Consider the following 15,515-nt stretch of genomic DNA (forward strand, 5'->3'; position numbering starts at 1 on the left):
AGTGAAAGGGTGTTTGTGGGTTCGTGTCACGCGCAATTTCAGCCTCTGTGGTCTAAGGAGCAGACCCCAACCGACCACCGTTTGCTTAAGTAATTCTTAAAAACGGCGCGTTAGTCTTCTTCGATCTCTGGGTCTTCCGCGCGTGCCTGTTCGAAGACCTCAGCCGCCGCGCGCAGGTTGATGGTGCCGATGATGAGGCCGACCACGATGTCTGGCCAGGGGCTCGCCCACGCCAGCATCACAAGACCAGCGCCGAGGATAAGAATGTTGGCGGCGACGTCATTGCGTGCGGCCAACCACGCCCCACGCGTGAGCGCACCTCCGTGTCGCAATTGCACCAGCAGCACCGCGCAGAGCAAGTTGATGAGCATGGCGAAAATGGCCGTGCCGGAAAGTGTGAGTGGCTCAGGAACGGCGCCGCTGATGATCTTCCATATCGCCATGCCATAGGACGCCACCGCGGGGATCAGGATGAGCCCGGCTAGGCCATAGCTTGCTTTGCGACGCCCCTCCACCGACCAGCGCAGCGCTAAGAGCACGAGCGCGTTGATGAGAAAGTCCTCGAGGAAGTCGGCGGCGTCAGCGAAGAGTGAGGCTGAGCCGATGATGCAGGCGATGACGAATTCGACGAAGAAACCGGCGAGATTCAGCGCGGCCACCCAGGCGACAACCCGCCGGGCGCGTGCGTTCAGGGTGGAGGAGGAGAGATCGTGAGACACGGTACCTGAGCTTAATGGGCTTGAGTGCCGTGTCCCAACTTGTTTTTCTTATGAACTGTTTCGGGCTAGTCGACGATGGTGACGACGTCTTCGCGGCGGTGCTTCTCGCCGGCGAAACCGCCGAAGGCTGTGATTAAGGCAGTGACAGCCAAGATGATGATTCCCGGTGTAGAACTGGGGGTCTCATTGGATGCGTTCAATGCAGTGGCGAGGAAAGGGAGCAGGCCCGATACTGCCGACGCGATGTTGGCGGAGATAGCCACGCCGGAATAGCGGACGTTCGCAGGGAAGACCTCCGAGAGGAGGACGCCCGACACCGAATAGGTGATGGTGACTAGGGACAGTCCAATGCAGACGGCAAGCGTGAGGAGAACGGCATTGCCGGTATCGATCATCGCCCACAGCGGCCACGCCATGATGGCGGTGGCGAGCGCGCCGTATCCAATAACTCGACCGGGGCCAATCTTCTCACCGATGCGGCCGAAGATGATGTTGATAAAAATCTGGCACACGGCACCGAGGAGGGTGGCGTTTACGACGGTCTGGCGTTCGAAGTCCAGCGTGGTCGTGGCGTAGGAGAGGACATAGGTGCTCATGACGAAGAATCCGCCGATGCCCAGGAAAGCGGCTGCGGAGGCTAGGCACAGCTGTGAGAAATGCTCAGTGAAGAGCTCTTTTAGTGAGCCCTGGTGTGCGGCCTCGTCTGCTTCTGCCTCCTCTTCAAGGGCCTTGTAAACAGGAGATTCTTCAGCCTTCGTGCGAATCCACAGTGCTACCGCTAGGAAAGGAAAGGCGATGAGGAAAGGCACACGCCAACCCCAGGAACTCACTGTGGCATCGTCCAGCATGAGTACAAGCGCGAAGGCTCCGGAAGAAAGCAGCGTGCCGGCGGGGGAGCCGATCTGCACGAAAGCGGCATAGCGACCGCGCTTCTCGGCTGGGGCGTGCTCGATGGCCATGGTTGTTGCGCCGCCCCATTCGCCGCCGACGGCAATGCCCTGAAGCAGGCGCAGGATGACCAACGTGATGGGAGCCCAGATACCAATGCTGTCAAAAGTGGGAAGCAAGCCGATGACGCCGGTGGCCACGCCGATGACGACGATGGAGATGATGAGGGCCGGTCGGCGGCCCATCCTGTCGCCGATTTGGCCGAAAATGACCGCGCCGAGAGGGCGTGCCAGGAAGCCCACTCCGAAGGTGGCGAAGGATGCCAGGGTTGCGCCGGTGCCTGACATTCCCGAGAAGAAGAGATCGTTGAAGACAAGCGCGGCTGCGGTACCGAAGAGGAAGAAGTCGTACCACTCGAGGGCTGTACCGACGAACGCGGAACTGGCGATGCGGAAGACGTCCTTTGACTCGACTTGGATTTCCTCGCTGCCGGATTGGGCCGGGTTGGAAGGGGGTGCGTGGGTAGTCATATCGAAATGCTCCTTATGTGAAACGCATTACCTTTCTAGGAAACATTAGGTGCACGTCACCTTCCGGTGAATGGTTTGAAGAGTTTTCTATGCATCGACCCATCTACAGAGAGGGAACCTTGTTCCTCTGCACAAGAGCTATCGCTCGGTCCGGTGCAACGCCAGCAATGCTCGCGCGGCGTCTTTCGGCTGCGTGATGTCGAGTCCCGTGAGTTCCGTGACCTGGCGCAGGCGGTTGAGCACCGTGTTGCGGTGGCAGTGCAGCGCCTCGGCAGAGTCTTTGATGGAGCCGCAATCCAAGTAGGTGGTGATGGTCCGGTAAAGCGGCGCGTTGGCAAGGCGTAGCTCGGTGATGGCTTGCGTGAGCTCCGTGATGCCGCTGGCTGGGAAGTCTGCAATGGCATCGCCGGCGACGGCCCAGAGGGCGTCGGGCGCTTCGGTTAAGTTGTCCAGCGGGCCGGTGGCATCGAAGATGCGCGGCGCTTGCTGTGCCGCCTCGCGAACTCCGGCTAAGCCGATGACGTCGCGGAAAAGTATGCCCGAGATCTCCGTGAGCTCTGCGCCGGTGTCCAGTGTGGGATGCTCGCTGTTCCTTTGGTCTCTAGGCCAGAAGGCAACGAACATCCCACGCGCGCCATGGCCGAAGGCTTCGCCGGAGGAGATGGGTTCGTCGAGAAACGCGCGCATCTCCACCGCAGCGGTGGGGTGGGCCACCGCGACGTCGAAGTGGCAATCTGCATCCAGGTTGAGCGCGCGGGTGATTTCCGCGATGCCGAGCGCACCCAGGGATTCGGTGGCGAAGAGCCTCTCCAAGTGTCGGGCGTGGGCGCGGTGTACGTCGTGCTGACCGCGAGCCTCCTCCAAGCGGTAGGCATCGCGCACGACCAGGTTGTACATCGTCACAACGGAGTGCACCTGCGCCACGTGGTCGATGAGTGCCTCCTGATCCGCGCCGGCGGCCCGGCGCAGGTGTTCCCAGAGGACGGTGAAGTCGAGCTGGATGGCGTCGATCAGCGTGGCTAGCTCCACCCCCTGGTGCGCGCGCCGCCGGCCCAAACTCTGGGCGTGGGTGCGCAGTTCCTCCTCATCCATCGCCCCAACCAGCACGTCCGTGATGCGCGCGAAAACCTCGAAGGCGGTCAGGCGCAGCTCGTCCTCGCTCACCAAGGAATCGCCGTAGCGCCCCGAGCGGGAAAAGGCGGCGAGGAAATCCTCAACCAAGCGGGGGATGGTGCCATGGACCTTCGCGACGATATCGTGCCAGCGCTTCTCGTGCATGTGCACAACGCTACACGTTGGGCGCTGGTGAATTGCCCTCTATGTCGAGAGGTGTATCACTGCAGCGCTTAGCATGTGGGGACTAGCACAGCACGCGCCGCGTGCAGTTTGTCGGAGAAACAGGAGAACTCAGGAGGACGCATGATCACACGCATCGACAACGCCCACATCCTGACTCAGGATCCGGCGCGGCCGGTGGCGGACTCGGTGGCTTTTGCCAACGGGCGCATCCTTGCGGTGGGGGAGGCCGCCCGCGCCCTGCCCGCCGACGAGACGTGGGATGCCGGCGGGCGCACGCTCACCCCTGGCTTTAACGATGTGCATTCCCACACCGTGTGGTTCGGCCAGACGCTGCTCGAGGTGGATCTTTCCGAGGTCACAACTCCTGATGAGGTCTACGCCGCCGTGCGAGCCGCCGACCCGAACCCCGACGGTTGGGTGGTGGCCTCCGGATTCCGTCCCTCCGGGCTGGATGCCCCGGTGGAGATAGAGCAGCTCGACCACGCTACTGGTGGCGCTCCGCTGTTGATCAAGCACAACTCCGGCCACGCCTACACGGTCAACACCGCGGCCCTGCGCGCGGCGGGCGTCGATCCCACCAACCCACCGAAGGTGGAAGGCGGCGAGTTCGTCCGCGATGCCGATGGGCACTGCACGGGGCTGCTCGATGAAAACGCCATGCGCGCCATCCAAGAGGTGACGCTGCCGGAATCCGGCGAGGAAATCGGCCGTGCCTTGGAGCTGGCCACGCGCCGCTACCTCGAGCGCGGTCTGACCTCCGTCACGGATGCCGGGGTGGCCGGCGGCTGGATCGGGCACAGCCCGCGCGAGATCGCCGCCTATCAAAACGCCACCCTGCACACCCGCATGCAGGTGATGGTGACCATGGACGTGCTCCACGAGATTCCCGGCCACGCCTCCGACGGTCCCGGTTGGGGCCTCGACGGCGGCCTGCGCACCGGTTTCGGCGACGAGTGGCTGCAGGTCGGCCCCGTCAAGATCTTCAGCGATGGCTCCCTGCTCGGCACCACCGCCGCGCTGACCGAGAATTACGCCTGCTGCTCCCACCACGGCTACTTCCAGGGGGATCCTGAGCAGATGCGAACACGTGCGCTGCAGGCGGCGAATTCCGGCTGGTCCTTGGCCATTCACGCCATCGGCGATGCGGCAGTGGATTTTGCGATTGAGACGCTGGAGGAGGCCGTCGACAAGCATGGCGCGCCTGCGATGCCGCACCGCATCGAGCACGGCGGCGTGGTGCGCCCCGACCAGATCGAGCGCCTGCGCGGCCAGCCCATCGTGGTGGTGCCGCAGCCGCTGTTCATCCCGGCTTTCGGTGATGCGATGGCGGACTCCCTTGGCCCGGAGCGCACCGCGTGGAGCTACCCGGGCAAGCGGCTTCTCGACGCCTCCCTCATCCTCCCCGGCAGCTCCGATCAACCCGTGGCGCCCGGTGTGCCGCTGGAGGTCATGCAGGCATTCGTGGAGCGGCGCACTGCCTCGGGCCGGGATTATGGGCCTGAGGATCGTCTGACCCCTGCCGAGGCTCTCTACGCCTACACCGCCGGCTCGGCCGCAGCAACTGGTTGGGCCGGGCGCAAGGGGCAGGTGATGCCTGGGCAGCTGGCGGATTTCGTGCTGCTTTCCCAGGACCCGCTGCACACTGATGACCTTTCCACCATCGACGTGGCCGCCACCATCGTGGGCGGCGAGCTGCGCTACGGAAGCTTTTAAGGAGTAGACATGCGAGCAACCACTAACGAACAATTCCTGGCCGATTTCCAGGCCATGTCCGCCAACGGTGCCACTGCGGGCGGCGGCGTGGAGCGGCAGGCGGCCAGTGAAGGCGATAACCTCAACCGCGCCTGGTTCCATGAGGTCCTGGAGTCCCTCGGGGCGCGCGTTATCTACGACGAGATTGGCAACCAGTACGGACTTTTCGAGCTCGCCCCCGGCGCCGAGTACGTGGGGCTGGGCTCACACCTGGATTCGCAGCCGCTGGCTGGCCGTTTCGACGGTGCCTATGGTGTGCTGGCCGCGGCCCATGCCGCCGGGCGCGTGGCGCAATCGGGAGCCACGGCGCGCTATAACCTGGCGGTCATCAACTGGTTCAACGAGGAGGGCTCGCGCTTTGCGCCGTCTATGATGGGCAGCTCCGTGTTTGTGGGAACGCTGGCGCTTGAGCGCGCCTACTCCGCCACTGACCTTGCCGGCGTCACCGTGGCGCAGGCCCAGGAGGAAGCGGGCTGGTCCCCGCGCGGCGAGGCCCCGAAGCTCGCGGCCTATGCGGAGATTCACGTCGAACAAGGTAAGGAGCTCGAGGCCGCCGGCAACACGATTGGTCTGGTCACCGCCACGTGGGGCGCGAAGAAATTCCAAGCGGTGGTCTCCGGTGAACAGGGTCATACCGGTTCCACTCTGATGGCCGATAGGAAGGATGCGCTCTTCGGCGCCTCGCTCATTATTGCCTCAGTAGAGCGCCTCACCCATGAATTCGAAGAAGGGCAGCTGCAGGCTTCGGTCTCGCAGCTAACACTGGAGCCGAACTCGCCGGTGACCATCGCCCGCGAGGTGCGCTTCAACGTGGACGTGCGCTCGCCGTCCACGGAGGTGTTGGACAAAGCCCAAGCGCGCCTGCAGGAGATAATCGCCGAAGCAGAGGAGGAATCCCGCACCTCGGTAGAGCTCACCCCGACGCACGAGTGGGCGCTCAACCCCTACCCGGCAGCCGGCGTGGCGCTGGCCCGGGAAATAGTGGAGGAGCTGGGGTATACGCACCAAGAGATCTACACGGTGGCCGGCCATGACTCGACCAACCTCAAGGAGGTGGTGCCGACGGTCATGCTCTTCATTCCGTCGGTCGACGGCATCTCACACAACGAAAAGGAGTTCACCACGGAAGAGGACTGCGTGGCCGGTTTGGACGTGTTGACGCACGTGGCGCAGCGCCTCGTGGAAAACGGCTGCGGGGAGGGCTAGGTTCCTCGTGTTATGCCCCTAGCTCGGCCGACGCGCTAGTCCTCATCGCTCCACGGCATATACCCGAAGGCTTTCAGCGCGGTCTCGAACCCACGCTTCATGGTGGTGAGCTCTTCCTCGCTGAACTCATAGGTGCGCAGGCGCGCCGGGCCGGTGAGAGGCACGTGGAGCAGGAAGCGCCGACCTTCCTCTGTGATGCTGCACAGGCGGCGGCGCAAGTCCTCTGGATCGTCGTCGATGGAAATGAGATCATCGCGCACCAAGCGCTTGACCGCCTGTCCGATGGTGGCGGGCTGCCACCCCAGTTCCTTGCGCAGCTGCAGGATGGGGATGGGGCTCTTCTTATCAATGAGCCGGAGGAGCGAAAGATGGGAACCGGTGATTCCATATTCGCGGCGTGCTTCAGTATCGAATCGCGCGCGGGCGCGCTCGAAGCGGCGGTATTCCGCGATGGTCTCATCGATGAGGTCAAAATCCGTCACGTGCTCAAGCCTAAGAGCTCGAGGTTGGTGTCCGCAAATGTATACAGCGGAAACCCTAACCAAAAGTGGATGGGTCGATGGGGCGTTGCGAGCGGGGGAGTTTTTCTACTACGAGGCGGTAGGAGTCCGTCACGAGTTCGGCCAGAAGTTCCGGGGTCAGCTGGGGATCAGGGTGTACCGACACCCAATGTCGCTTATTCATGTGGTAGCCGGGCGTGATAAAGGAGTGCTCGCTACGCAGCGCCTCGGCATCCAGAGGCTCGGCTTTAAGGATGGCTTGGTGCTTGCCAGTGACTGCGGTGAGGAGAAGGAAAACCTTGCCGCGCACCTTAAACACGTCCCAGTCTGGTCCAAAAGGATGCGTCAGCGTGGCGCTGGGGAGCTCCATGGCGCGGGCGGTGGCGCAGGAGTGAAGGTCCAGGATGGCGGAGCCTCTTGAGCTGGAATTCATGCGGTCCAGCCTAGGTGAAAAACACGGGTTAAGAGTCAGAAAGTGTGTCTGGGATCGGGGATTTCTAGGTTCTGACCTTTAGGTTCTCGCAGAATATACGTTTGGGGAGCATATATCTGGCTTTGGGACGCTAAATCCACGGTGTGGCTGCCTACCTGTGGTAGTCGGCGGTGGTGTGGTGATTCAATGCTAGAAATCGACCACACTAGCACTGCGGCGGCGATACAAAAAGCAACGAATCGAACAGCTGAGGCTTCGACCGATGGCGGTATAAACCAGGTGATTCTCGGCCAACAAGATTCCCGCCGATGTCACCAATGCAGCACCATTTGCCCAGCCCATCGCCTGCTGCGCTGCGCCGAGAACCTGAACGGAACTGGCTCAATGAAATGGCTCTAGTGTCGCGCACGTTGGGACGGTGGCGTAGTAGTTGCTGCCTGTCCGGCGTTTCCTAGCGCACCGTCGGCCGTACCGGCTATCTCAACGACTAGGACTTCACTAACACCGTCTACGCCCAGTCAGCCGGCCTGGAAGTGGCCAAATCTAGCCCCGGTGACACGCCGAGCCAGACACACATTTTGACCCTTACCCCAAAAACACCGATGGGCCCCTTTCCGATTCCTCGGAATAAGGGGCCCAACGGCGTCTCTATCAAGTCCCTCCAATTATCGGCCACGGGCCGCCCTCTGGAGGGTGAGGGGTTCTCTCTCTCGCATGCGCTCTCTCAAACGCACAACACTGAGTATGGGGGCTAACGCTGGCACCGCCATGAACTCTTCCTGGCAGTTTTCTGCTAGTCGCAACCTCTACTAATCGAAGCGCGCGGGGCGCTTTTCCAGGAAGGCCATGACGCCTTCCTTGTGCCCGGCAGAGCTCATTTGTGCGTACTGCGTGGGCTCTTCCCATGAAAGCTGATCCTCGAGATGGGCGAGGGCCGTGCGGTTGATGGCCTCCTTGGCCTTGGCCAGTGCATCGCGCGGCGCAATGTGCAGGCGCTCTACTACCTTGAGCGCGGTTTTCAGCGCCTGGCCCCGGGGCGCGCGCTTGGCGACGATCCCAGCTGCCTCCGCTTCCGCGACGCCGAGTTTGTCCTGCAGCAACGCCAAAGCAAGCGCGCGGTGGCGCCCCACGGAGGCAAGCGCGGTGAGGCTTACGCCGCCGTCCGGGATGAGGCCGATCTTGCCGAAGGGCAGCGTGAAATAGGATTCTTCAGCAGCCACGATGAGATCGCAAGCGAAGGCCAGCGAGGCACCGGCACCGGCGGCTGCGCCTTCGACCGCAGCGATGACGGGAATCTCAGCAGCCTGGATTTCGGTGACGAGCGCGTTGAGCTGCGGCAGCATCGTCGACTCAGCCGGGTTGGGGGTCTCGCCCGACTGCTGCGCTGCAGCCGCAACCTGTGCCGCCGCCACGATGTCCGCGCCGGCGCAAAAGGCCGTCTCATCGCCGGTGATGATGAGGGCGCGGATGGAGGGGTCTTGGGAGGCGTCGCCAAGCGCGGCCGAAAGTGCTTCGCAGTGTTCCTTGGCAATGGCGTTGCGCCGCGCGGAGTTGTTGATCTGGGCGATAAGTGCGGAGCCTTCGCGGCGGGTGAGAATGGCGTCGGTCATTGTTAGTCCTTAACGAGCTCGGTGAGGGAGGAGATGATGCGCTGGGCATCGGCGGAAATGCGGGAGACGATCTCGGAGCACGGGGCGACGTCGTGGATAAGCCCCTGCGAGGTCCCGCAGGTCCACACGCCCGCATCCAAGTCACCGGTCTCGTAGACCTCGCGGCCGCGCTTGCCGGCAACGAGGTGGCGGATATCACCGAACTCCGCACCTTGGGCGAGGCGCTCGGCCACCTCATCGCTCACGGCGTTCTTGGCCACGCGGGTGGAATTGCGCAGCTCGCGGAGGATGAGCTGGGTATCCAGCTCGGAGCGCTCCACGATGGCCTGCTTAACGTTCTCGTGCACCGGCGCCTCCGTAGAGGCCACGAAGCGGGTGCCCATGTTGATGCCCTCGGCGCCCAAAGCGAGCGCGGCGGCCAGGCCGCGGCCATCCGCGAAACCGCCCGAGGCGATGATGGGGATATCGAGTTGATCCGCGGCGGCGGGAATGAGGACCAAGCCCGGGATGTCATCCTCGCCAGGGTGGCCAGCGCATTCGAAGCCATCGATGCTGACGATGTCCACGCCCACCTTTTGCGCACTGAGCGCGTGGCGCACGGAGGTGCACTTGTGGATGACGGTGATACCCGCGTCCTTGAAAGCCGGCATGTGCTCCTTGGGATTATTGCCGGCGGTTTCGGCGATCTTTACGCCTTCCTCAATGATGACGTCGCGGTACTCCGCATAGGGCGGCGGGGTAATCGCCGGCAGCATGGTGAGGTTGACGCCGAAGGGCTTGTCGGTGAGCTCGCGGGTGCGGCGAATCTCGTGGCGCAGGTCCTCCGGGGTGGGCTGGGTTAACGCGGTGACGACGCCGAGGCCGCCGGCATTAGATACGGCAGCGGCAAGCTCAGCGCGGCCGACCCACTGCATGCCGCCTTGGATGATGGGGTGAGTGATGCCGAGCATCTCGGTAACGCGGGTGGAAATCATGAGGGTGGTGCTCCTTTGTGGGTGACTAGCAATTGGGGAGAAGTGGATGGAAGTTCTGGGCTAAAGGTGGTGAATGGCTATTCGGAGAAATGAGCGCGCAGGCGCTCGGTGAGGTCCTCGGGCAGGGGGATGGGGCGGCGCGCGGAGACGTCGATAAGCACCAGCGTCGCCGTGGCGAACACGCACGAGGTGCCGTCCTGGATGAGTTCGTGGGCGACCTGGTAGGAGGTGGTTCCGATGCGGGAAATCCACACCCGCGCCTCGATGGAATCGGTGTAGGTGAGCTCGGCCTCGTACTGCACTTCGAGGGATCGCACCACGTGAGCGTAGGTATCGGTGGCGACGGGGCCGGTCAGTGCGGCGGCTGCGCGGACGCGTGCCTCCTCGAGGAGGGTGACTATCGTGGCGTTGTTGACGTGGGCGTTCGCGTCCTGGTCGGACCACCGCAAAGCGAGGGGCACCGGGATGGCGTTGGCGGGCGCGCGCATTGTTCCTCCTTGGGGGAGCAGGTAGAGTGATGCGTATTACTATACATACGAATTGTGGTTCGTCACTCGAACCGTGAGGAGAATGCCATGACGGATCTGCTGGGAATCGATGCCCTCCTGAGCGAAAAAGAAAAAGCCACGCGTGACCGCGTGGCCGCACTGGTGGATGAGCACATCCGCCCGCACGTGGCGCAGTGGTACGAGGACGCGGTGCTGCCGGAATCGATTTTCCCGGTGCTCGCGGAGGCTGGTCTGTTCGGGATGCACCTGGAAGGCTACGGCTGTGCCGGGCGCACTGCCGTGGAATACGGGCTGGCCATGCAGGAGCTAGAGGCCGGCGATTCGGGAATTCGCACGGTGGTCTCGGTGCAGGGCTCGCTGGCGATGTCGGCCATTTATAAGCACGGCTCGGAGGAACAGAAGCAGCAATGGTTGCCTAAGATGGCCGCCGGTGACGTCATTGGCTGCTTCGGGCTAACGGAGCCGACCGCGGGCTCCGACCCGGCGGGCATGGCGACGGTGGCGCGCTACCGCTCAGGCGAGTGGGTTCTGGATGGCGCGAAGCGCTGGATTGGCCTGGCAAGCGTGGCCGGGGTGGCCATCATCTGGGCCAAGGTGTCCGAGGAGGATGCCTCCGCCGCCGGGGTGGAGGCGGGCGTGCGCGGGTTCATTGTGCCGACATCTACGCCGGGTTTTAGAGCTACCCCAATCACTCGCAAGCTGTCGATGCGCGCTTCTATCCAGTGCGATATTTTGCTGGATGGTGTGACCGTGCCTGGCGACGCCCTGCTGCCTAAGCACCCTGGCCTCAAGGGGCCGTTCATGTGCCTTAATGAGGCGCGCTTCGGTATCAGCTTCGGTGCTTTGGGCGCTGCGCGCGATTCCTTGGAGGTGGCGCTGAAGTATGCCAAGGAGCGCAAGCAATTCGACCGCTCATTGGCATCCTTCCAGCTCACGCAGCAAAAGCTGGTCGATATGGCAGTGGAGCTGAACAAGGGCCAGCTGTTGGCGCTCAACCTGGGCCGCGCCAAGGACGCGGGAACGTTGGAGCCTTACCAAATTGCGGTGGGCAAGCTGGCTAACTGCCGCACCGCCATCGAGATTTGCCGCCAAGCGCGAACCATCCTAGGCGGCAATGGCGTCACCGCGGACTACTCACCGCTGCGCCATGCCGCCAACCTGGAATCAGTGCGCACCTACGAGGGCACTGATGAGATCCACACGCTGATTCTGGGGCGCGTGCTGACGGGGGAGCAGGCGTTTAGCTAAAAGTGGCCCGAAGTCCCTTGATGAAGAGGCTTCGGGCCTAGCTGTGTTTAGTTGGCGATGAAGTACATCTGTTTATTGATGAACTCCTCGATACCAAGTGAACCAAGCTCGCGACCGAAACCTGAACGCTTGACACCACCAAAGGGGAGTTCAGGACCTTCACCAGTTGGTGTATTGACGTTGCTCATGCCAGATTCGATGCGCTCAGCAATTGCTTGGGCTCGCTTGGAGTCTTGAGAGAACACTGCTGCGCCAAGGCCGAAGACATTGTCGTTAGCTATCTCGAGCGCTTCCTCATCAGTCTTAAACTTGTAGACCGTGGCGACCGGTCCAAAGAATTCCTCATAATAGGAATCGCTACCTCGAGGGATATCTGTGATTACTGCAGGGGAGATGTAGGCGCCCTCCTCTGAGAGTTCACCACCCGCCAGTAGCTGGCCTCCAGCAGAAACAGCGCGCTCGAGCTGTTCTTTGAGGTTCTCTGCAGCGCTACGGGAAGATAGCGGGGCATACACAGTTTCCCCGGCAGTATCCGGTAGTCCTGGCTCCATTTGTTGTGCAAGATTAACTAGTTCTTGAACAAACTCGTCATAAATGTCTTCTGCGACAATAAGCCGCTTGTTTGAATTGCAGGCTTGGCCGGTGTTGTACATACGCGTACCCCAAGCGAGTTCGGCTGAAGCCTTAACATCATCCGTGTCGAGGACGACATATGGATCTGAACCTCCAAGCTCGAGTACGGCTTTCTTGAGGTGCTGGCCAGCCTGTGCACCAACGATAGCTCCGGCCCGCTCGGATCCGGTAAGAGAAACTCCTTGAACGCGGGGATCTGCGATCAAGGTAGAGATTTGCTCATGGGTAGCAAAAACATTGGTGTACACCCCTGCCGGAAGGCCGGCATCGAGAAAGATCTTTTCGATCGCCAGAGCAGAACGCGGGCAAATCTCCGCGTGTTTAAGGATGATGGTGTTTCCTGCGACAAGGTTGGGTCCTGCAAATCGCGCTACCTGGTAGTACGGGAAGTTCCACGGCATGATGCCGAGCAGAGGCCCGAATGGGCGGCGGCGAATGAATGCCTTACCGTCCGCCTCCGTAGGGATCTCTTGATCCGCGAGAAACTTCTCCGCGTTGTCCGCATAGTACTGGATGATGGCAGATGAGAACTCGGCTTCTTCAACGCCTTCCGGAAGTGGCTTCCCCATCTCTTCAGCAATGATGGCAGCGAGTTCTTCTTTGCGTTCTTCAAAGAGTGAAGCTGCCTTGGCCACAATTTCTGCTCGTTGTGAGACTGGAGTTCCAGACCATTCGGTGAAAGCTACGGAAGAAGCTTCGAGGATTGGCTCAATAGCAGCATCATCGAGAGCATCGAAAGTTTCAATGATCTTGTTGTTGACTGGATTCTGTACACGGTACTGAGACATTTTTCCTCCTAGGAAAAGTTTGGGGTTGTTGTATCTGAACTGGATTCACTACGGCTGATTACTGAGCCCGTGAAGAAATCTGGGTTGCGGAGTCGGGTAATGAACATGAGGATTAATCCGAGCACGAGGATGCTGGCGCCCAGGATGAAGACGATTCCGACCCCTCCAAGAGAAGAACCGGAACCAAAGCTCGGGTCCATGGAGTCATAAGCGGTGATGAAAAACATTAAGAGAAGGAAGCCACCGCCCAGCAACGGGCATAGAAACTTAAACAGGAAGTTCCTTACTGAAGTAAAGAGTTCTTTTCGGAAATACCACAGACAGGCAACTGCTGTGATGCCGTAATAGAAACAAATCATGAGACCAAGAGCAGCAATTGTGTCCCAAAGTGCATTCTCTGAGAGCACTCTTGTTATGGCATAAAAGGCTCCAGAAACGACGGTTGCGACAATCGTTGCGACGGTTGGAGTTTGGAATCGTGGGCTGATTCGAGCCAATTGTGGGGGAAGAGCTTTGTAATAGCTCATCGCCAGAATCGTGCGGGCGGGGCTAACCAGCGTGGATTGCAAGGATGCAAAAGAGCTAGCTAGAACCGAGATATAAATAAGGATGGCAAATGGGCCCATAACCGGGTAAGAAAGCACTGCAAAAATTGATTCCTGATTGTCTGGGTTACCGGCGCCTAGTCCGCTTTCGCCGATGCCCGCCCATGCCATAACGGCTACCGCTGTAAGTACATACAAAATGATCGTGATGACGATGACGACGGTAGCCGCCCGGCCAGGAGTTTTTTCTGGGTTTTTCGTTTCTTCATTCATAGTTAGGGTGACATCCCAGCCCCAGAACATGAAGATGGATAGGGAGATTCCGGCAGCAACCACCGAGAAGTCCTTGATTTCAAATGGGTTGAACCAGCTGAATTGGATGGGGGTGAAATCGAATCCATCTCCGTTGTAAGCCCTCCATAATGCTGCGACATCGAAGGAGACAATTGCGATGATTTGAATTGCAACGAGGATGTATTGCATCTTCTGCGTTGTGTCCATACCTCGATACGCGACCCAAGCTGCAGCAACTAAGAACACAAGTGTGGTTGGAATATTTACCCAGAGGTTGCGTGTGAGTTCAGCGAGCTCTGGTCTACCGGCAAGCTGTGCGATGAGCAGATAGAAGAAGTCAACGGCCACTGCGGCAAGGTTCGATAGGACCAATATCGTGGCGGCGATCAGACCCCAGCCACCCATCCAACCGACCCACGGGCCGAAGGCTTTGGTCGCCCATGTAAAAGTGGTTCCTGAATCAGGAGCACGGTTGTTGAGCTCGCGGTAAGCAAAGGCCACAAGCAGCATGGGGATAAACCCCAGAATGAGAACGGCTGGAACGAAGACGCCCACGGCCGAGATGGCAGGACCGATTCCCGAAGTGAGTGTGTAAGTTGGCGCCAAACAACTAATGCCAATGACGACAGCTCCGAGCAAACCGACTTTGCCGACTGCCAATCCTTTCTCTGAAACTGCTGGTTGTTCACTCATGAGGGAGCACCTCCTTTCAGCGACATGTAGCCCGAAGGGACAACAATGGTTGGAACTGGTAAGTGCTTGAGGATTCGATGAGCAGTTGTGCCAAGGAAGAGCCGACCATCGCCGGCAATACGCGCAGAACCAAGAACTGCCACTTCGCCCTCTTCCCAGCTAAGGTTTCGCAGCGCTGACTGGACACTTGATCCCGAAGTAGTGATGCGTGACGCTTGTCCCTTGGAAACCGCTTCTTCGATTGCCTCCGAGAGTGGGAGCTCAAATCCGTGCCCGGCATCTTCTCCGGAGATCTTCAAGGTAATGATGCGTAATGGAATCTCTCGGCGGTTTGCGCGGTCGAGTCCGATTGCCGCGACATCTGATCGTCCTCGGCGCGGGCCAACAAGGGCAGAAATACTCGTTATCGGTCCTGGATATGAATAGTCTTGAGGAGCTAGCGCTACTGGTGTTTGTGCTGTGTATAGCAATGAACTGGGTACTGTACCGATGCGGAATCGGTTCAAAAGTCCGCCTGAGCGTGCTCCGACGACGATTAAATCGCACTCAAGTTTTTGCGCGACATCATTCAAGGCAAGAGCGGGTTCTGTCCCCTCGACGACGTGCCATGTCGCAGAAATGTCAGCGGGAAGACTATTTAACGCACTGGCGAGACGCTGTTCGGTTTGTTCTCGCACAATCGCGTTGTAACCAGGATCTTGAGTCTGAACACCAAAACCTTGAGGACTAACAGGAGGAATAACCGAGACTATCTTCAGGTTGACCTGGCGCTCACGCGCGAGAGCAATTCCTAAATGGAGAGCATCATGACCGTCAGAGGTGTCGATGTATGCGACTAGCAGAGAGCCGTTAGCCCTGCGGCGCGGAAAATCTGTGGGTGGATTCATGAACAGT

Annotated in this window: 14 protein-coding genes; 3 read left to right on the forward strand and 11 right to left on the reverse strand. The window is 60.4% G+C overall.

The window, feature by feature from the left end; genetic code table 11:
- Nucleotides 1–110: 110 nt before the first annotated feature.
- From HMPREF2760_RS10185 to HMPREF2760_RS10195, 3 genes are all read right to left on the reverse strand, one after another.
- Nucleotides 111–719: a cation efflux transmembrane domain-containing protein gene (locus tag HMPREF2760_RS10185; protein ID WP_070597224.1), complete on the reverse strand. Its 609-nt coding sequence runs from the start codon at nt 717–719 to the stop codon at nt 111–113.
- 65 nt (nt 720–784) lie between these two features.
- Nucleotides 785–2,137, reverse strand: coding sequence for an MFS transporter (locus tag HMPREF2760_RS10190; RefSeq protein WP_070597226.1), 1,353 nt, complete (start codon nt 2,135–2,137; stop codon nt 785–787).
- Nucleotides 2,138–2,275: 138 nt separating this feature from the next.
- Nucleotides 2,276–3,415, reverse strand: a complete 1,140-nt coding sequence (locus HMPREF2760_RS10195; RefSeq protein WP_070597350.1) for a helix-turn-helix domain-containing protein — start codon at nt 3,413–3,415, stop codon at nt 2,276–2,278.
- Nucleotides 3,416–3,556: 141 nt separating this feature from the next.
- On the opposite strand from HMPREF2760_RS10195, the gene HMPREF2760_RS10200 reads away from it, so the two are divergent.
- Both HMPREF2760_RS10200 and HMPREF2760_RS10205 read left to right on the forward strand, forming a co-directional pair.
- A complete protein-coding gene (locus tag HMPREF2760_RS10200) occupies nt 3,557–5,149 on the forward strand; it encodes an amidohydrolase (RefSeq protein ID WP_070597228.1) in 1,593 nt (530 codons plus the stop codon).
- Between the two features lie 9 nt (nt 5,150–5,158).
- A complete protein-coding gene (locus HMPREF2760_RS10205) occupies nt 5,159–6,394 on the forward strand; it encodes a M20 family metallo-hydrolase (protein WP_070597230.1) in 1,236 nt (411 codons plus the stop codon).
- A 35-nt stretch (nt 6,395–6,429) separates the two neighbouring features.
- Here the strand turns inward: HMPREF2760_RS10205 and HMPREF2760_RS10210 are convergent, their stop codons facing one another.
- The 5 genes from HMPREF2760_RS10210 to HMPREF2760_RS10230 all read right to left on the reverse strand — a co-directional run bounded on the left by HMPREF2760_RS10210 (nt 6,430) and on the right by HMPREF2760_RS10230 (nt 10,399).
- Nucleotides 6,430–6,876, reverse strand: coding sequence for a MarR family winged helix-turn-helix transcriptional regulator (locus HMPREF2760_RS10210; protein WP_070597232.1), 447 nt, complete (start codon nt 6,874–6,876; stop codon nt 6,430–6,432).
- A gap of 55 nt (nt 6,877–6,931) precedes the next feature.
- Nucleotides 6,932–7,327 carry an MmcQ/YjbR family DNA-binding protein gene (locus HMPREF2760_RS10215; RefSeq protein WP_070597234.1) on the reverse strand — a complete coding sequence of 132 codons (396 nt, stop codon included), beginning with the start codon at nt 7,325–7,327 and terminating at the stop codon, nt 6,932–6,934.
- Between the two features lie 809 nt (nt 7,328–8,136).
- Entirely contained in the window at nt 8,137–8,937 is an 801-nt protein-coding gene (locus HMPREF2760_RS10220) for an enoyl-CoA hydratase-related protein (protein WP_070597237.1), read from the reverse strand.
- 2 nt (nt 8,938–8,939) lie between these two features.
- Nucleotides 8,940–9,911, reverse strand: coding sequence for an NAD(P)H-dependent flavin oxidoreductase (locus HMPREF2760_RS10225; protein WP_070597239.1), 972 nt, complete (start codon nt 9,909–9,911; stop codon nt 8,940–8,942).
- Nucleotides 9,912–9,988: 77 nt separating this feature from the next.
- Nucleotides 9,989–10,399 (reverse strand): acyl-CoA thioesterase, encoded by a 411-nt coding sequence (locus HMPREF2760_RS10230; RefSeq protein ID WP_070597241.1) that lies wholly within the window; start codon nt 10,397–10,399, stop codon nt 9,989–9,991.
- Between the two features lie 87 nt (nt 10,400–10,486).
- Here HMPREF2760_RS10230 and HMPREF2760_RS10235 point away from each other — a divergent pair, with 87 nt between their 5' ends.
- On the forward strand, nt 10,487–11,668 hold the full coding sequence (locus HMPREF2760_RS10235; protein WP_070597243.1) for an acyl-CoA dehydrogenase family protein: 1,182 nt from the start codon (nt 10,487–10,489) through the stop codon (nt 11,666–11,668).
- Nucleotides 11,669–11,715: 47 nt separating this feature from the next.
- On the opposite strand, the gene HMPREF2760_RS10240 is transcribed toward HMPREF2760_RS10235, so the two are convergent.
- Genes HMPREF2760_RS10240 through HMPREF2760_RS12625 form a run of 3 tightly spaced genes read right to left on the reverse strand, consistent with a single transcriptional unit; the run spans nt 11,716 to nt 15,508 of the window.
- The gene (locus tag HMPREF2760_RS10240; RefSeq protein ID WP_070530947.1) at nt 11,716–13,089 is read right to left on the reverse strand and encodes an NAD-dependent succinate-semialdehyde dehydrogenase; all 1,374 of its coding nucleotides are present in this window, start codon (nt 13,087–13,089) and stop codon (nt 11,716–11,718) included.
- An 8-nt stretch (nt 13,090–13,097) separates the two neighbouring features.
- Entirely contained in the window at nt 13,098–14,621 is a 1,524-nt protein-coding gene (locus HMPREF2760_RS10245; RefSeq protein ID WP_070523379.1) for an APC family permease, read from the reverse strand.
- Nucleotides 14,618–15,508, reverse strand: coding sequence for a universal stress protein (locus HMPREF2760_RS12625; protein WP_083304515.1), 891 nt, complete (start codon nt 15,506–15,508; stop codon nt 14,618–14,620). Before HMPREF2760_RS12625 ends, HMPREF2760_RS10245 begins: the two co-directional genes overlap by 4 nt.
- Between the last annotated feature and the right edge of the window lie 7 nt (nt 15,509–15,515).

This window comes from Corynebacterium sp. HMSC065D07 (assembly GCF_001810695.1).
Lineage (GTDB): Bacteria > Actinomycetota > Actinomycetes > Mycobacteriales > Mycobacteriaceae > Corynebacterium > Corynebacterium hesseae.

Bases quoted from the DNA above. Each gene is read 5' to 3' on its own strand.
- HMPREF2760_RS10240 (WP_070530947.1), bottom strand. From the start codon at position 13,089: ATGTCTCAGTACCGTGTACAGAATCCAGTCAACAACAAGATCATTGAA.
- HMPREF2760_RS10205 (WP_070597230.1), top strand. From the start codon at position 5,159: ATGCGAGCAACCACTAACGAACAATTCCTGGCCGATTTCCAGGCCATG.
- HMPREF2760_RS10200 (WP_070597228.1), top strand. From the start codon at position 3,557: ATGATCACACGCATCGACAACGCCCACATCCTGACTCAGGATCCGGCG.
- HMPREF2760_RS10245 (WP_070523379.1), bottom strand. From the start codon at position 14,621: ATGAGTGAACAACCAGCAGTTTCAGAGAAAGGATTGGCAGTCGGCAAA.
- HMPREF2760_RS10235 (WP_070597243.1), top strand. From the start codon at position 10,487: ATGACGGATCTGCTGGGAATCGATGCCCTCCTGAGCGAAAAAGAAAAA.
- HMPREF2760_RS10220 (WP_070597237.1), bottom strand. From the start codon at position 8,937: ATGACCGACGCCATTCTCACCCGCCGCGAAGGCTCCGCACTTATCGCC.
- HMPREF2760_RS10190 (WP_070597226.1), bottom strand. From the start codon at position 2,137: ATGACTACCCACGCACCCCCTTCCAACCCGGCCCAATCCGGCAGCGAG.
- HMPREF2760_RS10230 (WP_070597241.1), bottom strand. From the start codon at position 10,399: ATGCGCGCGCCCGCCAACGCCATCCCGGTGCCCCTCGCTTTGCGGTGG.
- HMPREF2760_RS10225 (WP_070597239.1), bottom strand. From the start codon at position 9,911: ATGATTTCCACCCGCGTTACCGAGATGCTCGGCATCACTCACCCCATC.
- HMPREF2760_RS12625 (WP_083304515.1), bottom strand. From the start codon at position 15,508: ATGAATCCACCCACAGATTTTCCGCGCCGCAGGGCTAACGGCTCTCTG.
- HMPREF2760_RS10195 (WP_070597350.1), bottom strand. From the start codon at position 3,415: ATGCACGAGAAGCGCTGGCACGATATCGTCGCGAAGGTCCATGGCACC.
- HMPREF2760_RS10215 (WP_070597234.1), bottom strand. From the start codon at position 7,327: ATGAATTCCAGCTCAAGAGGCTCCGCCATCCTGGACCTTCACTCCTGC.